Origin of the sequence: Rothia sp. HMSC062H08 (genome assembly GCF_001810775.1) — a bacterium.
GTDB lineage: Bacteria > Actinomycetota > Actinomycetes > Actinomycetales > Micrococcaceae > Rothia.
The window spans coordinates 213,717-232,994 of record NZ_KV802668.1 but is presented as its reverse complement, the minus strand read 5'-3'; the positions used below and the strand labels follow the sequence as shown (position 1 = coordinate 232,994).

Sequence of the window (19,278 nt, the reverse complement as noted above, 5' to 3'; positions counted from 1 at the left end):
CCGCCGGTGCGCTCGGGCACGTACAACTTGTCGCCGTCAATGGTCATATTCATGCCGACGTAGCGGGTACCGCCGTTGGGGGCACCCTCCAGCTGCAGCTTAGTAACCTCAAAGGTCTTCATGTCGATAGCGGACACATAGTAGCGGCCGGTCACGAACACCTTGCCGGAGTTGTGGTCCACCAGCACGGAGCGGGGGTGTTCAATCCAGTTCGGGTCGCTCTCGGCGATACCGTGGTTAGTCCAAATCTGTTCCATGGTGTTCTGGTCGAACACGGACAGGGAGTTGTCGGTGGTGTTAGTAACCCACACGGTGCCGGACACGTCATCAACAGTGATGCCGTACGCGGAAATGTAGCCGAATTCGCCGTTCTTATCCAGCTCGAAAGGAAGCGCTGCTACTTCTTCAATCTGAAGAGTGTCTGCGTTGACACGAGCAATGGTGGAGGCGAGGTCGCCGCGTGCACCCACGCCGACCATCCAAATCTTGTTGGTCGCCTTGGAGTAGGCAACCTGGTACTGGCCGGGCAGACCCTGGGTAATCTGCGCGACGGACGCGGAGGTATCAACAACGCGGCTCAGCGATGCGGTGGAAGGAGCCGATGCGCTGGGAGTCGCGGTCTGGTTTGCGGTGTTCGGTGCTGCGAAGGAGGCAGGGATCATAGCTGCGCCAGAGATTGCGAGCGCAAGGGAGCCGACGGCGAGCCCCTTCAATGCCTTGCCCGAGGAGGGAGTGAGGTTCAATGTGTGTCCTTCAAATGTGTAACGGAAGTGCTCACATGCCGCATGCGAATGCTAACGAGACACCCGTGAATATGCGGTGACATATTCGACGGCACGAAAAGCAGAAATGCAGGTAACGCATAAATTTACCTACCTTCTAATCCTCAATGTTTTCCCAGGAAAATACAAGCAGCGACGTGGGCATGTTTTGTGTTTTTGTGAGTAATCCCCTAATTCGCCTTCAGTATCACGTGAAGGTTGAGGCGCTTCCCCGGTTTTTCCTTGCTCTTGCGGGCAAAAACCCAGGTCGCGAGGGGTATTGTGATGCTTTTATATTTACACATTAATGTAAATGTTTAGGTGAGGCGCGCCAGCGAGATTCACCACGGGTTAAACATTTTCTCGACATTCAAAACCTATATTTTTACAGGCAAGTGCACATATATAAATATTTCCTAAAACCACCTATCCAGCATTAGCCCAAGCGGGCACACAAAAGGCGGGTACCCCTCCCCCAGATTCGAAGAATCCGAAAGAGAAAATACCCGCCTTTCACGCGTTATATCGAGCGTTTAAGCCCGAGAGCTAAACGTTACGCTTTATGCCTTGCGGCGGCGCACCACCAGAGCAGCACCCGCAATCAGAGCCACAGAAGCAAAAGCAACCAGCGGCATCACAGCGTTCGCACCGGTGTTCGCCAGAGCGCCACGCGAAGAACCAGCCTGCGAGGAACCTGCGTCGCTCTTAGCTACCGAGGAGCCACCGCCCAAATTATCGGAACCACCTGCGGAGGAACCACCGTTCTTCACAGCCGAACCGGACTTATCAGCCTTCACAGCATCCGGAGCAGACTTGGAGTCCTGTGCACCGGTCTTAGCGTCAGACTTCTTATCCTCAGACTTAACGTCCTCAGACTTCTTATCTTCAGCCTTCTTGTCCTCTACCTTCGGGTCAGCAGGCTTCGGGTCAGCAGGCTTCGGGTCAGCCGGCTTCGGATCTGCCGGCTTCGGATCTGCAGGCTTCGGGTCAGCAGGCTTCGGATCTGCAGGCTTCTTGTCCTCAGCCTTCGGGTCAGCAGGCTTCGACTCCTCAGCCTTCACACCGGTCACCGTCGGGTAACCCGCAAACTGAAGCGAAGTCGGGGTGATACCCACCGGAGCTGCGCTCGCGTCGGTGTCCTTCAGGCCAACCTTGAACTTCAGAATCGAGTTAGCCTTCAGCTGCTGAACCGATGCGGGAACGTCGTTACCCTGGCGGTCCTTGGTGGGCAGGGTGGTGTACTCGCTGGCGGTGCTGATCTCGCCGGTGGTGCCGTTGAGCACGTAGGGCAGGGTCACTTTCTCGTCGCGGTCCTTCTTATCGAGGACCAGCACGGAGCCGTCCTTGAGCAGGGTCACGTCGTTTGCGGCTGCGCCGTTCATCTCGACCTCACCGATGACCTCGTCAGCGCGGCCGTCGAAGACAGCCACCTTGCCGGTACCGAAGTCGGTCACGTACACCAGGTCGCGGTCCTCATCATGCTCCAGAGCGAGCGCCTGGGTGCCGAACTTGACGAACTTCTTGAACTCGCCGGTGGTCAGGTCGTACACGGAGATACCGGAGTTGACGCCCTTCACACCCTGGGAAGATACGTAAATCTCATTCAGCGAGTGGTCCACAGCAACGTCGGAGGGGCGAACCTCAACGGTGGAATCCTCACCCTGAGTCTGGATGGTCTTCTCAACCTTGAAGGTCTTGGTGTCCACGACGAAGAGCTTGCCGCCGGTGCGCTCGGGCACGTACAACTTGCCGCCATCGAGGAACAGGTTCATGCTGATGTAGCGGGTGCCGCCGTCGGGTGCGCCTTCGAGCTGAATCTTCTCAACCTGCTTGGTCTTCAGGTCAATAGCGGAGACGAAGAAGCGACCGGTCACGAACGCCTTACCGGACTCGTGGTCAATCAGAACGGAGCGGGGGTGCTCAATCCAGTTCGGGTCGTCCTTCTTCACGCCCTCGTTGGTCCAGATGAGCTTGAGGGTCTGCTGATCGTACACTGCCACGGAGTTGTCGGTGGTGTTGGTGACCCAGACGGTGCCGTCCACGTCATCGACGGTCACGCCGTACGCGGAGGTGTAGCCGTACTGGCCCTTGTCGTTCTGCTTGACGGGCAGCTCGGCGAATGCCTCGGTCTGCAGGGTGTCTGCATTCACGCGTGCCAGGGAGGAAGCGAGGCCGCCACGTGCACCCACGGTGGGCACGAAGAGCTTGTGGTTCTTCTTGGAGTAGCCAACCTGGAACTGGCCGGGCAGACCCTGAATGATGTTTGCAACGCTACCGGATGCATCCACGGTGCGGTGTGCCTCGGTGGAGGGGGTGGTGGTGTCGGTTGCCTTGGTGGTCTTGGTGGCGGTTGCCGGGTAGCCCTGGAACTCGCGGGTTTCGGGGGTGACCTGCTTGATCTCGGAGTTGTCACCTGCGGTTGCGGTGACCTTGAACTTCAGGATGGAGTTCGCCTGAATCTCGGAGGTCTTGGCGGGAACCTCGTTGCCCTGCTTGTCCTTAGAAGGCTTGCTGGTGACCTGGCTGGAGGTACTGACGGTACCGGTGGTACCGTCGAGGACGTAGGGCACGGTTGCGGTTGCGCCAGCCTGCTTGTCCACAGCGACCACGGAACCGTTGGGCAGCACAACCAGGTCGTTTGCCTTGCCGCCGTTCATGGCGACCTCGGCAATCAGCTTGTCCGCCGCGCCGCCGTCAATCACGCCGACCTTGCCGGTGCCGAAGTCAGAGACGTACACCAGGTCATTCGCCTCGTCATTGTCCAGGGCGAGTGCCTGGGTGCCGACCGGGATGAACTTCTTGAACTCGTGGGTGGTCGCATCGTAGATGGACACGCCGGAGTTCGCGCCCTTCACACCCTGGGAGGAGACGTAGATTTCGTTCTGGGAGTGGTCAATCGCGATGTCGGAGGGGCGAACCTCACCCTCAGCGTTGCCCTTGGTGTCGAAGCTGCTCTCTACCTTGAAGGTCTTGGTGTCGATGACGAAAATCTTGCCGCCGGTACGCTCGGGAACGTACAGCTTACCGCCATCAACCAGGATGTTCATGCTGATGTAGCGGGTGCCGCCGTCGGGTGCGCCTTCGAGCTGGATCTTCTCAACCTGCTTGGTCTTCAGGTCGATAGCGGATACGAAGAAGCGGCCGGTCACGAACGCCTTGCCGGACTCGTGGTCAACCAGAACGGAGCGGGGGTGCTCAATCCAGTTCGGGTCGGTCTCTGCGATACCCGCGGTGGTCCAGACCTGCTGCATCGTTGCCTGATCGTACACGGACACGGAGTTGTCGGTGGTGTTGGTAACCCAGACGGTACCGTCTACATCGTCAACGGTGATGCCGTAAGCTGCGTCGTACTGGTAGCCCTTGTCGTTCTTGACGATGGGCAGCTCGGCGACTGCCTCAATCTTCAGGGAGTTCGCGTCAATACGAGCGATAGTAGAAACGTGCTTGTCGCGGTCAGCGGTGCCCGCAACCCAAATCTTGTTGGTCTTCTTGGAGTATGCGACCTGGAACTGACCGGGCAGGCCCTGGGTGATCTTTGCCATCGCCTTGTCGGTGATGGTGCGAGCGTCAGTGCTCTGGCTTGCCGCCGGGGTGGAGTCTGCCGCGAACGATGCGGGGATGGTGGCAACGCCGGAAATTGCCAGTGCCAGCGATCCAACGGCGAGGCCCTTGAATGCCTTGCTTGAAGCGAGGTTCATATGTATGTCCTTTTTCGTGGGTGGTGTGTGAAGGTGCGTCTCTCCCCCACCGATGGGTGGTGAGGCGCCGCGTTTTTCCTGCTCTTTGGTGTGGGTTTCATGGGCCCACGAGGAAGGAAACTAGTCTTCACACAGTATTAAGTAAGGCAACCTTTAACTTACCTTCTAGGTAATACTTACTTAGCGCACAGGATTTTGCAAGATTTTAGGCATATATAACGCAAAATTTCATATGCCAGGCACAGCCTGTCACTAAAACTCCCCGAGAAGCGGCAATACGGGACATGGCAAAACCCCCGCCTCCAGCAAAAGCCAGAAGACGGGGGTTCCACACACCCCAACAGACGGTGCCGAGGTGACTAAAAATTAGGAGACATACGAGAAGTCAGTGAACAGCAGGTTCTGCAGCTTGTAGCGGCGAATGAAACGAGCCAGCTCCGCGCGAGTAGTCGGCGCGGTCGGGTTGAACACACCCGAAGAATCCAGCACGATATCGTTCGCGCCAGCCCACGCAACGTAACGGTGCAGAGTACCGGCACCGAGCACGTCGCGGAAACGAGAACCAGCAGCCTCGTTCATTTCAGTCAGCTGAACCTCCGCGTTGTACTGGAACAGCGCAGCCGCCAGCTCCTCGTGAGAAACCGGTGCGGTCGGGTCAATCTTGTCGCCACCAGTGAGCGGCTCGGTAATCTTGCGGTCACGAGCCCAGTGCAGCGCGTTCGCGGTCGGGCGGCCTGCCGCATCCGCAAAGGGTGCAACATCCGAGTTTTCGCTCACGCCAGCGTGACCTGCAGCGTGGTTCAGCAGAGCAATGAGCTCCTCACGGGTCACAGGGCGGTCCGGCTCAAACGCGCCAGACTGCGGGTTCGGCATCAGCCACTTCTTCTGGTTCGCCATGCGGATATCCTCAGCGAACGGGTGGCTATCCGGAACGTCCTCGAAAGAGGTCTTCAGGATCTTAGTCTCAGCCACGGGAATGCGCGCAGCAATCTGGTGGGTAACCTCCTGACCCCACGGGTCGGAGCAAATATCCAGCTGCAGGGCGTGCTCGACACCCTCACCCTGCATCAGCTCGATGGGGAACTGGTCGCTACCGCTGAAGCTGTCAGCGTCACCGTCAAATTCGGGGGTGAGCGGCCAGGAGCGCAGAGTTTCGAAAGAGTCGTTACGAACGTAGCCGTGGCGTACGGTCAGGGTGGTGCCTTCGGTGAGGAATTCGCGCAGACCGTGTGCAGTGTAGTTGACGGTCATACCGGTTTCAGTGATGGTGGCACGCTGAATAACGAGGCGCGGGCCTTTAGTTTCCTCGGTTGCCGGGGCAAGGTTTGCGGGAGCTTCGTCAGCCTGAGCGGCCTGTGCCTGCAGGGTCAGTGCGCCTGCAGCGGCGGCAGCGGAAGCACCCTTTACGAAGAATCGTCGTGAGAGTCGATGGGTAAGCAAGGGCATGATTGTCCTATTCAGTTCTTGTTTGAGTTGAGTGAGTTACGGGTGGCAGGATGCGCGGACAGCGGCGTAAACGGTGAGTGAGGCCGATACGTTGGGTTCCCTCCCCTGTGTGCGTGAGTGAGACGTAGCATACCGGGGTGCGGGTGTCTGTCGGGCGGATGCGCGGTGAGTGAGACCGGCACGGTTCCCTGACCCAGTCATCTAGCGTACCTTAAGGTCCCCTTTAAAGCGAAGACGAAACGGCGGTGATTTTACGCCCATTTTCGGTGTTCAACGAAGTAGGGGCGTTATCTGGCAAAGTTTGCCGGAAGTTGGTATGGGTTTTTGATGGGGTGATTTTGAATTACCCAATGCCGCGGTGTTCCGAGATGTGGAATATGTGGGTTTCTGAAGTTTTATGTGTGACACGCCAATTCAACCCCTTTTCAAAGAGTTATAGTTATTGGTACCCTATCACTGTTCCTATATTCTCAACAAAGGAGTTACCCATGGAGGCCAAGGAATTCTCAATCGAGAAGGCCCTCCTCTTCTTCGCCAAGTCCAAGTACGCCGACATCTTCGGCGTGGCACTGGTTATCGCCATCGCAATCGCCTCAGGATACCTGGGCACCAGCCTCGCTAAATACGTCGACTGGGGCCCAATCACGAACTTCATTCCCCTCGGCGTAATTTCCGTGATTAACGTGGGTATTTCAATGATGTCTACCCGCCTGACCGGCCGCCTCTCAAACATCGGCAACGTGCTCGGCATTATTAACACGGCACTGTCTGGCGCGATTGATTACATTCTGGGCAACAAGGCAGCAATCATCACCTACCCGGTCACGTTCATCGTGTACACCTTCGCGATTCGTAGGTGGCAGAACTCCGAACGCGGCAAGGCGATGGAACCGCCGACCGGCAAGAAGGGCCAGCTGATTATTAGCGGCATTGTGGTCGGTTCGTTCGCGTTCTCCCTGATTGCGAACTATGTCGGTTACTATCTGATTGCGAACAATGTCGGTTACGATGGCAAGACCTCGTTCCTGTTCTGGATCACGACCGCAGTGTTTGGCCTGTCCCTGTCAGCGAACATTCTGAACGCACTGAAGCTGACGATGCAGTGGCAGTTCTGGTTCGCGTACAACACCGTGCAGTGCATCAAGGCGCTGACTCAGGGCAACTTCGCGAACGTCGGCAAATACATTTTCTACATCATCAACAGCGTGGCAGCGCTCCTGCTGTGGACCCGAAGCGGCACCGCAGCCAAGGGTACCGTGGCGGTGGCGTAAAGGGCAGTTCCCTAGCGCACCAGCTACCGCATATCCACCCAGCGATATGTAGACACTCATAATAAGTAGAGGGAGGGGCCCTCCGGCAATACGACCGGAGGGCCCCTCCTCTGCATTGTGCGGGCATATTTGCCCGCTCCTATAAGCGGCTAGGTTAGCCCAGCGGAATCGCGCTACCCTTCAGAACCTGACGTTCAGGAGCCGAGTCACTACCCACCTTCGCGATGGGGAAAGCAACAAACGCCTGAACGCCCTTCTCACGAAGAATCGCCTTCTCATCCGCCAGCTCGGACACGAAAATGTCAGAGCTCAAGGAACCGCGTTCCATCGCCTTACCGACCTCGTCAACCACCCTACGGTAGGGGTGGCTGCGCAGCACGGTTCGCAACCGGGCAGGCGTAACCCTTCCGGAGGATACCGGAAGAACCATGAGCCGCGGGTGCAAAGCGTTGTACGGGTACGCACCGGGGGTTACACCAATCCGGTGGATCTGGTGAATCACCGGGAAGTTCGCAATACCCACCAGCGCGCAGAAGGCGAGCGCGGTATCGGTCGGCTGCGGGACGGTGAAACCGGTTCCGGTTCGAGAATCCGGCTTCTTATCCAGCGAGTCGTGCAGGGTTTGCCCGGTAATACCGCTGAGCATCGCGGAAGGTTCCCAGGTTGCCAGGTCCGCGCACATCAAACGCAGACGGTCCTTGACGAACTCCTGACCCTTGTTGCGAGTTTTCATCTCCCAGCGGGATGCACCGTGGTCGGGGCGAGGGGCCTTGGCTTCAAAACGCCAGTATGCCGGTTCACCCAGGCCAGAGATCCAGAGCAGGGACAGCAGGTCGTCACGTTCCATCAGCGCATCCAGATGAGCCTGTCGGGTCTTCTGGTGAGAAGCCCAGTCGTCCGGGTACTTCTCCGCGTCAATTCCGCGAATACGCGGTGAGAACGGGGAGAAAACAGCGGTTTCCTTACCCGCGCCGTAGGACTGGTCAACGTTCACCCAGCTGTCTTCAGCGGCCAGGGAAGAAACGTAGGAGTGCACGCACTCGGCAATTTCTTCTTCTGACACGCCTTCAGCATGCATTTGGGCGCGCGGCTGGCCTTCCTGAGACCAACCTACAGTGACGGTTCCGGGGTGCTTCTGCTCAACCATCAGGGACAGCCCGTAGAGGGCAAAATGGGTCAATGCCGAGGTGTAGTCACCGGCAATAGTCAGCGTTGCCATTAGTGTCCCTCCCGTGAAATCTGAGCGTCTGCTGCGCGTTCGACGGCCTCAAGGTAGGCGGTAGCGTACGGGCCGTAGGTGCGGCTCGTCTGCTCCATGAGGTTGTCCCAGTAGCCGACGTTGAAGAGTCGGTTCGCCTGTTCCTTGAGCGCTTCGTAGTCCAGCCCCTCGGGCAGGTAGCCTTCCTTGAGCAGGAAGTCTGCGTCGTGGGCGAAGGAGAACCGGCCGTGACCGTGACTGCAACCGATGATGCGCAGCACCAGGTCGCGGTGCTCCCCCACCTTTTCGGGCGAGGCGGCAACCATAAGCGCGGACAGCTGCTCGTGACGCCAGCCCCTCGGCAGGGCGCTACGGCTACGGGCACGGTACGCCTCTGCCACGGAACGGCGGCCACTCTTCGCGAGCGCGCCCGTCTCCGCATCTGCACCTAGCATCTGCTGGAAGCGCAGGTCGCGTTTGCCCTCGTCGTGGTACTTTGCCGCCAGTTCCAGTGCTTCGGAGAATTCCGGTGCCAGGCCGAGGTTCTCGGCAATCTGGCGGGTACGCTCAGCAACATCGTTCTGGTGGTCGTCCAGAAGAACGGGATCGGTCGGGGCCAGCTCCTGAGCGATATCGGAACCTTCAACAGACTTTTTGTCGTCGGTCACGTCGGCGTACCAGGCGATAACTTCCTGACCGTCCTCAGCCTCGGTAGTAAGTTCAGAAGCAATCCTCGTCTCACTGCCCGAACTTTGGCTGTCGAGCAGCTCCGCTACTTCTTCGGGCGAGAGACCCAGGTATTCCCTGAAGTCTTTCTCACGGTCCGCGCACTTCTCGTACACGTAGAGCTTGATGCCCTTGGGGAAGGGCACAGCCTCCAGCTTGTCCTTCGTGGAGGGAAGCTCACGCTGAGTCACGGCAATACCCTGGTTCGTGAACGGAACACTGCCCGTGTCAAGAAGCAGGACGTCACCGGGGGCCAACGACTGGTTGCTCTCATCGCCATGCTCAGCGTCCTGCCACAGGGAAATTTCACCCTGACGGTAAAGGAACTTACGCGGCTTCACGCCGTGCTCATCCTGGTAGTCCAGAATCTCCTGGAGAATCTTCAGATTCGCGGGGAAGGTTTCCCGGTCGCTCGGTGCGAAGTAGCTGGTCTTGAGAATCTCCATGGCGGCAGAAGTGTTGCTCGGCAGGTTATCGCGCACAATAACACCACCCATTGCGGTTTCTGCATCCAGGGAGTCGTGCAGCCACAGGTCAAGGTCCGGCTCATCGTAGGGATTCTCGTCGGTACGCGAGAATTCCAGCAGGTCAGGCCATTCCGGGCGCTGGTAGAGCAGGCGCTCCGGGGAGGACTGTACCGGCGGGTTCTTGACCATTGCGGCGGGGTTCACCGACGGGTTCTCAGCACCGTTGAGCGCTTCGAGCCATGCATACGCATTGCTCAGGTCGACCGCTTTGTAGGGCGGCGCGTCCTTCTTTACCGAGTCACCGCTTGCAGGCTCAATAACGACGACCTTGGAATCCGTACGGTGGCCCAGACGGTTAACACGTCCGAAGCGCTGTGCCAAGGAGGAAGCCGGCGCTAGCTCGGTCACCAGGTCAGCAAAGTCAACGTCAATGCCGACTTCGAGAGTCTGGGTGGCCACAACAACCTTCACGGACTTATCGCCTTCGGTAGTGAAGAGGTCGGGGTGCAACTTTTTCAGGTCGTACGGGCGCATGCGTCCTACGAGAAGCTGAACTTCATCCTTTCCAAGCACCTTATCCTTGGCGAGTGCTTCCTTGATAGAGATAGCCGTCCGCACATGGTTGACGATACAACCGACAGTGTCGACTACCTCCGATCCTTCACCAACCCCACGGCGGGCGAGGAACTCCTTAATAACCCCCACAGCGGCGTTCACGGTCGCAGCGTTACCGGGCTTGCCATCCCACTTATCAATGGGGCGAAGCACCAGTTCCTTATGCGAGTAGACACGTTTGCGCAGCTCTTTATCATTCGGGCTATCGAGAGCCTCAATGTCAACGCCCAGGGTGGTCGATTCGCTGTCCTCAGTTGAGGGAGTAGCGGTCGTCTCGACCACCTGCAGGGTGGGAACGCCCAGGTTGACCTCGCGCTTCTGCAGCTCGGCAATACGCTGAGTGGTGTGCAGCAGCTGACGGTTCATGTGAGCCTCGTCGAGCACCATGACGGTGTCCATGGCCAGCAGGGCAGTCTCACGCGGGCGGGCAGCCTTGGTGCTGCCGTAGCCGCGGAAGAGCGCTCGCGAACCGTACATGTCGGGAGTTGCGGCAATGATTGCGCAGGCCGAAATATCGGTCACTGGCAGGGCGCGGTTCGAGAGTTCGCCACGGATGTGGCCAACCTCGAAGGGCCCGATCCCCTGCCCATCGTTGCGGGTCTGGAAGCTCTGGAGAGCTTCAGCAACCCTACGCAGAATACCGGGCTCGCCGGATTCATCAGCGAGCGCATCCTTCAGATCGCCGAGAATCTTGTCGGCACGGGTTGCCTGGCTGTCGACCAGCGCGCGGCGTCCCACGGTCACGCAGAGGCGACGGGGAACGCGCGGCGCGGCGCCAACCGCTGCGAGCGCATTCGCGAAAAGGTGGATATCAACCACGGAGGACTTACCGGAGCCGGTCGGTGCGTTAATGCGTTCCGGCCATACACCGTGCTCGCAAATGTGGTCGAGCACCTCTTCCTGCCAGCTGAAGGGCGCGTACCCTCCATTGAGTGCGGCAAAGAAGTCACCGAACTCATCACGAGTGATGGAGGGTAGCGCAGTAGTGGGGCTAGTCATGCTCTTCCTCCTTCTTGCGGCGGTCGTATTCTTCGGTGGGCACGTCGAACGGAACCAGCAGGCCGCCGCCCATGTGGCGGGACTGGCCGATGGCTACGAGGGTCGTGTCCGTTGCCAGGTTGCCGAGGTCTACAATGCCGCGCCACGGTTCTGCGGGCAGAGTGCGGGGTAGCTTGTAGGCGTAGGCGGCGGGGTTCTGGGTTACACGGTGTGCTTCCAGTACCTTAGCCTCAGCCTTTTTAGCGACCTGGTCCCTCAAGTTGCGAATTCGTTCGCGTGAGGTTTCAGCCTCGGGCGCTTCGAAGCTGTCACGCCACACGTAGGCCATGGAAAGCAGAGCGGCGTCAGCGAAGGTCCAGGCCTTCGTCTCAGCCTTCTTCGGGCGGTTGAAAACGCGCGATTCGGGAACGGCCGCGCAGAGGGTACGCCACAGACGCTTGTACCCGGTCTTGGGAGCATCCCAGAAACCCTGTGCGGGCAGGCGCTTCTGACGAAGCTTCACGGTCAGTCGGGGGAAGTCCTGAGCGTAGAGAGTTTCTACGCTCCTGAGAGCGATACCGAGTTCTACTGCCTCATCGGTCGGGGCGCTTGCCGGGACCAAGACGAGCAGGACTCCCCTAGACTTCACCTCACGACGCAGGTAGTCGGGCAGGTAGCGGGAAGGCAGGTACTGCAGCGCCAGGCTGTTGGCAGGCTTGTGGTCCTTGGGGTACCTGCCGGTGATGAGGCTGGGCGCGCCGAATCCTGCGGCAGCTACGAGAGTCTTGTGCAGCAGGGAGCATGCCTTGACGTACTGTTCGGGCTTCAGCTCTTCACCATCTACTTCAAGGAGCCACAAGTATTCCCAGGGGCTGGTGGAGGTTTCAGCCTCCACAGGCTGGTACTTGATGGATCCCAGGCCAGCGGTGGGTACCGATGAGGGGCGCATCGTGTCACTCGCTGCGGTCTTGTCGCCTGCTTTGGTGGGAACCTTGGCGGGGTACGCTTCTGCATGAGCACGCATGAGCGCAACGGTTCGGCCGGGCAGGGGTACGCGGACGGGCATACCGCCTGCTTCGAAGGGGGTCGACTTAGTGTCGATGGTGTGGGTGGGTTCCACGTCTCCGGTGTAGAGGGCGGTGAAGCTGCTGGCTTCTCCGAGGGAGGGTACTTCGCCGCAGAGCTGGGTGATAGTTTCCGCGATGTCTGCGGGCACCTTATCGTACTGCCAGCCGATGGTGTCGGATACAGCCCAGCCGTCGGATACGGCGCGACGTTCGGTCTGCCGCCCGTCCTTGGTGGAGCGCGCTACCTCGCGGTACATGAATCGGCTCATCTTGTTGGGTGAGCGGTACACGGGGCACATGTCGGGAAGCTGCAACCCGGTCGGGGGGTTCTCCTCAAGCCATTTGAGGGCCTTGAGAGATTCTTCCGAGGGGGCAAGTTGCCCGTTTTCGATAATTGCGTGAGGTCCCTGCGCGGCCGCGCTGAGGAGCGCGGCCTGCAAGCGGGCAGGGTCGGGGAAGGCGTCGGGGCTTCCGTCTGCCTTGTGGCCCTGGTATACGCCGAGCGGGAACCTCGCGAGAATTCCGAGGTTGGTCATATTATTCAGCGTCCTCCGCGGTGGCGTTCGCGATGATGATGGAGTTGCCGTCGACGTTGAAAGTCTGGCCATTCCAGTCAGTCACGCCAGCCTTCTTGGCGTTCTCGATAGCTTCGAGGAGCAGCTGGTCGGTGTGTTCAACAGTCAGAGGTGCGAAGGGCTTCTTCTCACCGAAACGCTGGTCGAGGGTGACAACGGGTGCGGCAGATTCAATCAGGTCACAGTTGGCACGGATGTAGAGCTCACGCTCGGCACGGGCGATAGCGTTGAGGCCGAGCGCGGCGAGGAGTGCACGCGCAGCAACGTTCTTGGTTTCGTCCTGACCGAAGCGCAACTGGCGCAGGGTGGCGAGGCTCAGTACCCAGGAACGGATGATACGACGGCAGGCAACAGCACCGGTTTCTTCGAGCGAGGGCGGGATGCTACCCAGGCCGAGAGTGGATGCGGAGATGCGAGCATCAGCCTTGGCGGTCTTTACTTCCTTGCGGCGTGCGGCAACATTCTTGGCGCTCAGTTCAGCTTCCTGGTCATCGACGAGAGAGTTAAGTTCCTTGGCGCCAAGCTTTACGCTGGCGGCTACGGCGTCGACGCGGGCGCCGCCACGGCGTGCCTGTCGGTGTTCAGCGCCAGGATCCTGGTCTGCGAGGACGCCGATAATTTCACCGACGAGGGCGCTACGCAGGCGGACCTGGTTGCTCTTGCGGGTGGAGTCCCATGCGCCGAAGAGGAGCGCTGCAGGGGCGGTGTTGAGCAGTGCGCTCATGTCTGCGGGGGTGCAGTTGCGCAGTGCACGGTACTGGTCGTTTTCGGTGATAGGCTTACCGTCGACGTGACCGGCGCGGAAGTGGCCGTCGAAGACGCGGTGGGAGAGCTCCATGTCGCTGTATTCGACGGGGCCGTTTTCGGTCTGGTAGGTGACGACAGCGCGGGGAATCTTTACAGCCGCTTCGTCGCCGTACTGGCAGCCCTGTTCAATGGCGGCTTCTGCGCGATTGAGTTCGGACTGCTTGCTGTCGATGAGGACTACCTTCTGAGACTTGCCCTTGACAGCCTTCTCGGCGTCCTTGGATTCTTCTTCCTTCTTGGATTCGTCCTGGCCTTCAGGCTTCTCTACGATGTAGCGGGTTTCGTAGGCGAAGACGGACTTGGAGCCGTCAACGAACTTGGCGGGTGCCACTGATGCGTGGGGGCCTGCGGCAGGTTCGAGTTCGGTGATGGAGGTGATGACGGAGCCGCCGCCGAGCTCGAGGTTATCGAGGAGATCGGCGAGGGTGATGGTGTTCTGGGACATGATTGTCTCCTTAGGTAGTGTGTGCACATCTCGCGTCGATGCGTGGGTTGTGCACGATTTTTTGTTGTATAGCTTTAAGCTACTCTGCTTTTTCAAATGGTGCGCGCGTTTTCGTCACGCCGCTATTTCAAGGACGGTAATGCCCCTGAATCTGCACTGTAACCGCCTTGTTTAGGCACTATTCAGCGCAGCATCAGGGGCATTTAGTTGCATAAGCTGGTCAGTATATAGAGAAGGCTAGAGTCTGGCCCTGTTTTCTTGCTATACTCTGGGATTGAGTCTGCTGCAACAGAACTCAAAACACCCCGCTTATTGCGGTATCAACGTACTTCAAAGCCGCCTACTGCGTTTCCGTCGTGGTGGGCGGCTTTTGCGCACTTCCTGACACATGCACGACTACACAACTATTAGAAGCAACAATGACGAGCGGTAGCCCACCGGTATCTGCACTAGAGATATGTACATTCACAGAAGTATTATCACAATCTACATGCAGAGGACTCGCAATCTCACGCACTTCCAGTACCCCTTCGGAATACGCCCCCTGACCTCCATTCACGATGGAAATATATCCCAGGTGGACAAGGATGGGCTTCAGCATCACCTCCCATACCACCATTCCGAGAACATTCACAAACACACCCGTGATTACCGTCACAACATACACATTAGGGTCAACCGCAGCACCTAGCACTTTAGATTCCCTTCCTTACTGTCGCTTCATTCAAACTGACCCACACCAGTTAGGGGGCTCAGACTGTGAGCTATGCGACTCAAGCTCGTTCAGCACCTAAATCATAGCACATAAATATAGAACTGATAGCAGAAAATCTACGTAAGAATTTTGGGAATTTTATGCCCCCAACCCGTAAGAAAGGCAGGTTGGGGGCGTTCAAACAACGAAAGCTCTCGACGATAAACCGCCGAGAGAACTACAGCGTCAGTCCTATACCAGATAGCAAAAAATCTACGCCTCAATGAAGGCCGACACATGAGCGTGCCAGATTTAAGCGGGTTATATTGCTACGGTCTAAACAAGACGACTACTCTATTATCCCGTCTTTGCCATCAGTCCGCAATCGAACTCGTCATTCCTCCACTCCCCTGCCGCGCGTCGCTAGCGAATGAGCAGCACGCGGCTAGAGAATGAGCGCATCCGATTCGGTCACCTCGCGCACCCGGCCAATGTAGCTGAAGGTCGGCTCGTCAAGGCGGGCTAGTAGCCCCAGGTCGCAGAAGAGCACCGAGTCCTCGTCCGGATCGATGAGTTCCTGAACTTCGTCTTTGATGCGTCGCACCTTGGCGGGGGCCGCATCCACAATGAAGACACTGTACTGGATACGGTCCCCGTAGCTGAGAATGAGCTTGGCCAGCTTGGCGCGCCGCCGGTCGCTGGGAACGTCGTAAGCAATGAGTGTTCGTCGGGCGTCATCACGCATTATCGTACGGTCACCCCCGTGTACTCGCGGGTGGTTCCGTTAATGACGCCCAGGAGCATGCGAGCCTGCACCTCAATAGCGCGGCGCCACGTCACCGAATACCCGTAGGTGGGGTGGGTAATCTCCGTGGCCATTCGCTTCTCGAACGCGGCGATGACAGTCTTCCGTCCTTCGGGCGTGAGACGGTAGCTGCCACCAACCGCGGTGAAGTGCGCCGCTTTGACCTGCTTCCTATTAATAAGAGAAACCACCACGGAATCCGCGATGACTGCACGGAACTCTTCCATGAGGTCAAGCGCGAGCGCCGGCTTATTGCGAGAGCTGCTGTGCAGGAACCCGGCGTGAGGGTCGAGCCCGCACGTGAGAATCCCACGAATACATTCTGAGCTGAGCAGCCCGTAGGCGTAGTTCAGCAGAATGTTGATGGGGTCGTTAGCGCCTCTCCCCTGCCGCCCGGTCCAGGTCCAGCCGAGTTCGGTGAGCACGTCTTCTTTGAGCATGGTCGCAAAGTTGCCGAAGTAGAGCGAGGCGGCTTCACCTTCGATGCCGAGCAGTTCCGGGATTGAGGTAGCTTGCGGCGTGTGCTTCTGAATGTCTCGCATAGCGCGGCATACATCTGCGGCGTGGCCGTTGCGGCGCAGCAGGGTCGCTTGGTTTGCGATTTTGCTGGCAATCATGGCGGCCGCTATAGGCAGGTGCCCCTGCGCTGAGAGGACATGCTGTTGCACGCGGGCCAGCCCATTCGGTCCGGTGCCGGGTTGCGACCAGCCGTAGACTCGGCCGGTGCTGGAGCACCAGATGATGGTGCAGTTGCGCCACATGAGTTCTCGTAGAAGCGCAGAGGAAACGTCGATGTTTCCGTGGACCACGAGGCTGTGCACACGTTCGAGGGGTACGCTGCTGATTGTTTCACCGAGGTGTTGCACGATGAGGCGTCCTTGCTGGACGGTCGCTCTTGATCCTTGCGTGGTGAGGTGCGCTACTTGGCTGTCGGGGTTGCTGGCGACGACACGTGTAATGTTTTCTTTTCCGTGGGATTCGTCGGGTAGGCACACGGAGATGTGGGAGCACCAGCTGCAGCGGGGTGAGTCTTCGAGGGGTTGCGGTGCTGTCGGGTTGTCGATGAGTGCGCGGGTGGTGCGCACGTATTCTTCTGCGGTGCGGATGTCTTCGTCTGAGATGTCGACGGGCACGGTTTTGTTGTGGTTGGTGAAGTGCACCGCGCATTCGCTGACGGTTTCGCCGGCTTCTTCGAGGCAGATTTTCTGAAGGGCAAGCTGCACCCTGTGGGCGGGCGTGACGGATGCGTTGCGGCGTACGGGGGTTGCTTTGTATTCGATGATGCGGGTAGAACCGTCTTCTTGCGGTTCGATGGCGTCGCACCGTCCGGTGAGTCCGAGGCGTGTTGATGAGATGGTGACTGCGCGCTGTTGTGTGCCGCGGGATGTTTTGGGGTCGTCGACTCGTTTGTGGGCGGATTGCCCTTCTTGCATTTGCGAGGTGTCGGTCTTTTCGCCATTGGATTCGATCCATGCGCGGCGGGGGCAGTACACGGTGTGCATGACGAGTGAAATAGGAAGTTCGTCGCCTGCACTGTAGGGGGTAGACATCGGTGTCTCCTTGGTGTGAGCGAATATGGTGGGCAGTCTGCTTTGGCTGCTTGGTTTTGAGGGTAGCACCACGGTGTGGTGTTTTGGCTTATCAGCGACTTTATGACGCAGGGTCGGCGTGTTGAGTTTTCTGCTTGGAGGTGTGGATGAGGCGGGTAGCAGCTGGCGGGTGGGGTTTGCGGCTGGTGTTTTAGCCTGGTTGCTTCCTGCACGGCAAAAAGGAAAAGCTCCGTTCCTGGACTGTGATGGGTCCACGAACGGAGCAGGAATAGGTTAGGGAAAGTCCCTACGAAACCGTAGGGAAGGTTGAGGTGTTTCCTGCGCAAGCAGGGATGAGCCGCCCGCCTCAATGAAAGTCCCCACAAAACCGTAGGGAAATGCACCCTGCCCACGCCGCATCGCCACCCCTTCCAGGCCTCAATGAAAACCCTTCCGAAAAGGAAGGGAAAAACATCAGCCGGCAAGCTGCCAACGTTGGAGACGTTGCCTCAATGAAAGCCCTTCCCAAAAGGAAGGGAAATTTGTCAGCCACATCAGCAGAATGCGAGCATAACGGCCACCTCAATAAAAGCCCTTCCAAAAAGGAAGGGAAATCTGCGTTGGCTCGTGAGGGCATGCTCGGCGAATCTGACCCTCAATGAAAGTCCCTCCCAAAAGGAAGGGAAATATCCGACCACCTCCATAACACCAGGAGATAGAACTGCCTCAATGAAAGCCCTTCCAAAAAGGAAGGGAAATAGCTGACCGAACGCACCGACGGTCTCAATCGCCGGGCCTCAATGAAAGCCCCTCCAAAAAGAAAGGGAAATTCCCCGCCACCCGAGACGAGGTGTTTGCCGCCATGCTGCCTCAATGAAAGCCCCTCCAAAAAGGAAGGGAAATGAGAGCATGACAGATTCACCGTTGCACTCAGGGAAGCCTCAATGAAACCCCTTCCAAAACGGAAGGGAAATTCCAGAGAGCAGATCGTTCACGCACACCGGCACCGCCTGTCCCTCAATGAAAGCCCTTCCAAACAGGAAGGGAAATCATCTGAGCTACCAGCTCGTCGGTGGCTTCGCCGTCGCCTCAATGAAAGCCCCTCCAAAAAGGAAGGGAAATTTTCACGGCAACAACCCAGCCGCCATTCTGTGAAACCCCTCAATGAAAGCCCTTCCAAAAAGGAAGGGAAATTGATATTCGGCGAATCCCAAAACTCAACATACGACTGCCCTCAATGAAAGCCCTTCTGAAAAGGAAGGGAAATTGCCGCAGTGGTTGCCGAAACCTGAGAGTTGTTGGTCCCTCAATGAAAGCCCCTCCAAAAAGGAAGGGAAATCGCCGCGCGGGTCTTCCAGCTCAAGAACGGTTACCTTCCCTCAATAAAAGCCCCTCCAAAATGGAAGGGAAATCCGGGGCGGTGAGTTCGCGCCCTCCGGCGATAGCGATGCCTCAATGAAAGTCCCCACAAAACCGTAGGGAAATGCAACGGCATGTGCAACGGCGTTCATCTGGACTCAGCACCTCAATGAAGGTCCCTACAGAACTGTAGGGAAATCGCACCCTGACCCAACGTAATACCACGCTCAGCCATGCCTCAGTGAAAGCCCCTCCAAATAGGAAGGGAAATCTGCCGACAGGAGGGCATCTAAGGTCACATCGAAGCGGCCTCAATGAAAGTCCCTCCAAAAAGGAAGGGAAATGGTCATGAAGAGCCTGGCACAGATGGTCTTTGGCGGGCCTCATTGAAAGTCTACACCTCAAGCTGCTGAACAAACGGTCCAGCAGTCATCCTGGACCATCACAACAGTCTAGTTTCTTGAAAGTCCCTCCGCATAGGAAGGGAAATGGTGCTGTTATCTTCGCTGTTGCAGTCAGAGCTGTGGCCTCAATGAAAGCCCCTCCCAAAAGGTAGGGAAATTGATTCGCTGGAAGAATTCAATCGTCACGCCCTGGCCTCAATGAAAGCCCCTCCGAAAAGGAAGGGAAATCTGCGTTGGCTCGTGAGGGCATGCTCGGCGAATCTGACCCTCAATGAAAGTCCCTCCGAAAAGGAAGGGAAATTTTTTCCCGTTCTGGCTTGCTTTCGCGCTCTAACCCTCAATGAAAGTCCCTCCGAAAAGGAAGGGAAATGCAGTCTGTAGGTGCTGTGGATGCTGTTTTCAAGCCCCTCAATGAAAGTCCCTCCGAAAAGGA

General features: G+C 58.0%; 10 protein-coding genes and 1 CRISPR repeat array. Of the genes, 1 reads left to right on the top strand and 9 read right to left on the bottom strand.

Going from position 1 to position 19,278, the window contains the following annotated elements:
* From HMPREF2765_RS06055 to HMPREF2765_RS06045, 3 genes are all read right to left on the bottom strand, one after another.
* The coding region (locus tag HMPREF2765_RS06055) for a YncE family protein (protein WP_371440732.1) at positions 1 to 743 on the bottom strand (743 nt) is incomplete at its 3' end.
* A gap of 578 nt (positions 744 to 1,321) precedes the next feature.
* Positions 1,322 to 4,459: a DUF5074 domain-containing protein gene (locus HMPREF2765_RS06050; protein WP_070604705.1), complete on the bottom strand. Its 3,138-nt coding sequence runs from the start codon at positions 4,457 to 4,459 to the stop codon at positions 1,322 to 1,324.
* Between the two features lie 366 nt (positions 4,460 to 4,825).
* Positions 4,826 to 5,905, bottom strand: coding sequence for an S-layer homology domain-containing protein (locus tag HMPREF2765_RS06045; RefSeq protein ID WP_070604703.1), 1,080 nt, complete (start codon positions 5,903 to 5,905; stop codon positions 4,826 to 4,828).
* Positions 5,906 to 6,393: 488 nt separating this feature from the next.
* Here HMPREF2765_RS06045 and HMPREF2765_RS06040 point away from each other — a divergent pair, with 488 nt between their 5' ends.
* Complete coding sequence (locus HMPREF2765_RS06040; RefSeq protein ID WP_083303625.1) at positions 6,394 to 7,176, top strand: nicotinamide mononucleotide transporter; 783 nt, start codon at positions 6,394 to 6,396, stop codon at positions 7,174 to 7,176.
* A 154-nt stretch (positions 7,177 to 7,330) separates the two neighbouring features.
* On the opposite strand, the gene HMPREF2765_RS06035 is transcribed toward HMPREF2765_RS06040, so the two are convergent.
* The 6 genes from HMPREF2765_RS06035 to HMPREF2765_RS06005 all read right to left on the bottom strand — a co-directional run bounded on the left by HMPREF2765_RS06035 (position 7,331) and on the right by HMPREF2765_RS06005 (position 17,103).
* Entirely contained in the window at positions 7,331 to 8,395 is a 1,065-nt protein-coding gene (locus HMPREF2765_RS06035; protein WP_070604701.1) for an aldehyde dehydrogenase, read from the bottom strand.
* Positions 8,395 to 11,181: a type I-G CRISPR-associated helicase/endonuclease Cas3g gene (gene cas3u, locus HMPREF2765_RS06030; RefSeq protein ID WP_070604700.1), complete on the bottom strand. Its 2,787-nt coding sequence runs from the start codon at positions 11,179 to 11,181 to the stop codon at positions 8,395 to 8,397. Before cas3u ends, HMPREF2765_RS06035 begins: the two co-directional genes overlap by 1 nt.
* Positions 11,174 to 12,763, bottom strand: a complete 1,590-nt coding sequence (csb2, locus tag HMPREF2765_RS06025; protein WP_070604698.1) for a type I-G CRISPR-associated protein Csb2 — start codon at positions 12,761 to 12,763, stop codon at positions 11,174 to 11,176. The genes cas3u and csb2 overlap by 8 nt, the downstream gene beginning before the upstream one ends.
* A 1-nt stretch (position 12,764) precedes the next feature.
* Complete coding sequence (gene cas7u, locus HMPREF2765_RS06020) at positions 12,765 to 14,054, bottom strand: type I-G CRISPR-associated RAMP protein Csb1/Cas7g (protein ID WP_070604696.1); 1,290 nt, start codon at positions 14,052 to 14,054, stop codon at positions 12,765 to 12,767.
* A gap of 1,139 nt (positions 14,055 to 15,193) precedes the next feature.
* Positions 15,194 to 15,493: a CRISPR-associated endonuclease Cas2 gene (gene cas2, locus HMPREF2765_RS06010; RefSeq protein ID WP_083303624.1), complete on the bottom strand. Its 300-nt coding sequence runs from the start codon at positions 15,491 to 15,493 to the stop codon at positions 15,194 to 15,196.
* Complete coding sequence (locus HMPREF2765_RS06005) at positions 15,493 to 17,103, bottom strand: CRISPR-associated endonuclease Cas4/Cas1 (RefSeq protein ID WP_070604691.1); 1,611 nt, start codon at positions 17,101 to 17,103, stop codon at positions 15,493 to 15,495. Before HMPREF2765_RS06005 ends, cas2 begins: the two co-directional genes overlap by 1 nt.
* Before the next feature lie 1,865 nt (positions 17,104 to 18,968).
* Positions 18,969 to 19,278: a CRISPR direct-repeat array (repeat unit 27 nt; unit sequence CCTCAATGAAAGTCCCTCCGAAAAGGA).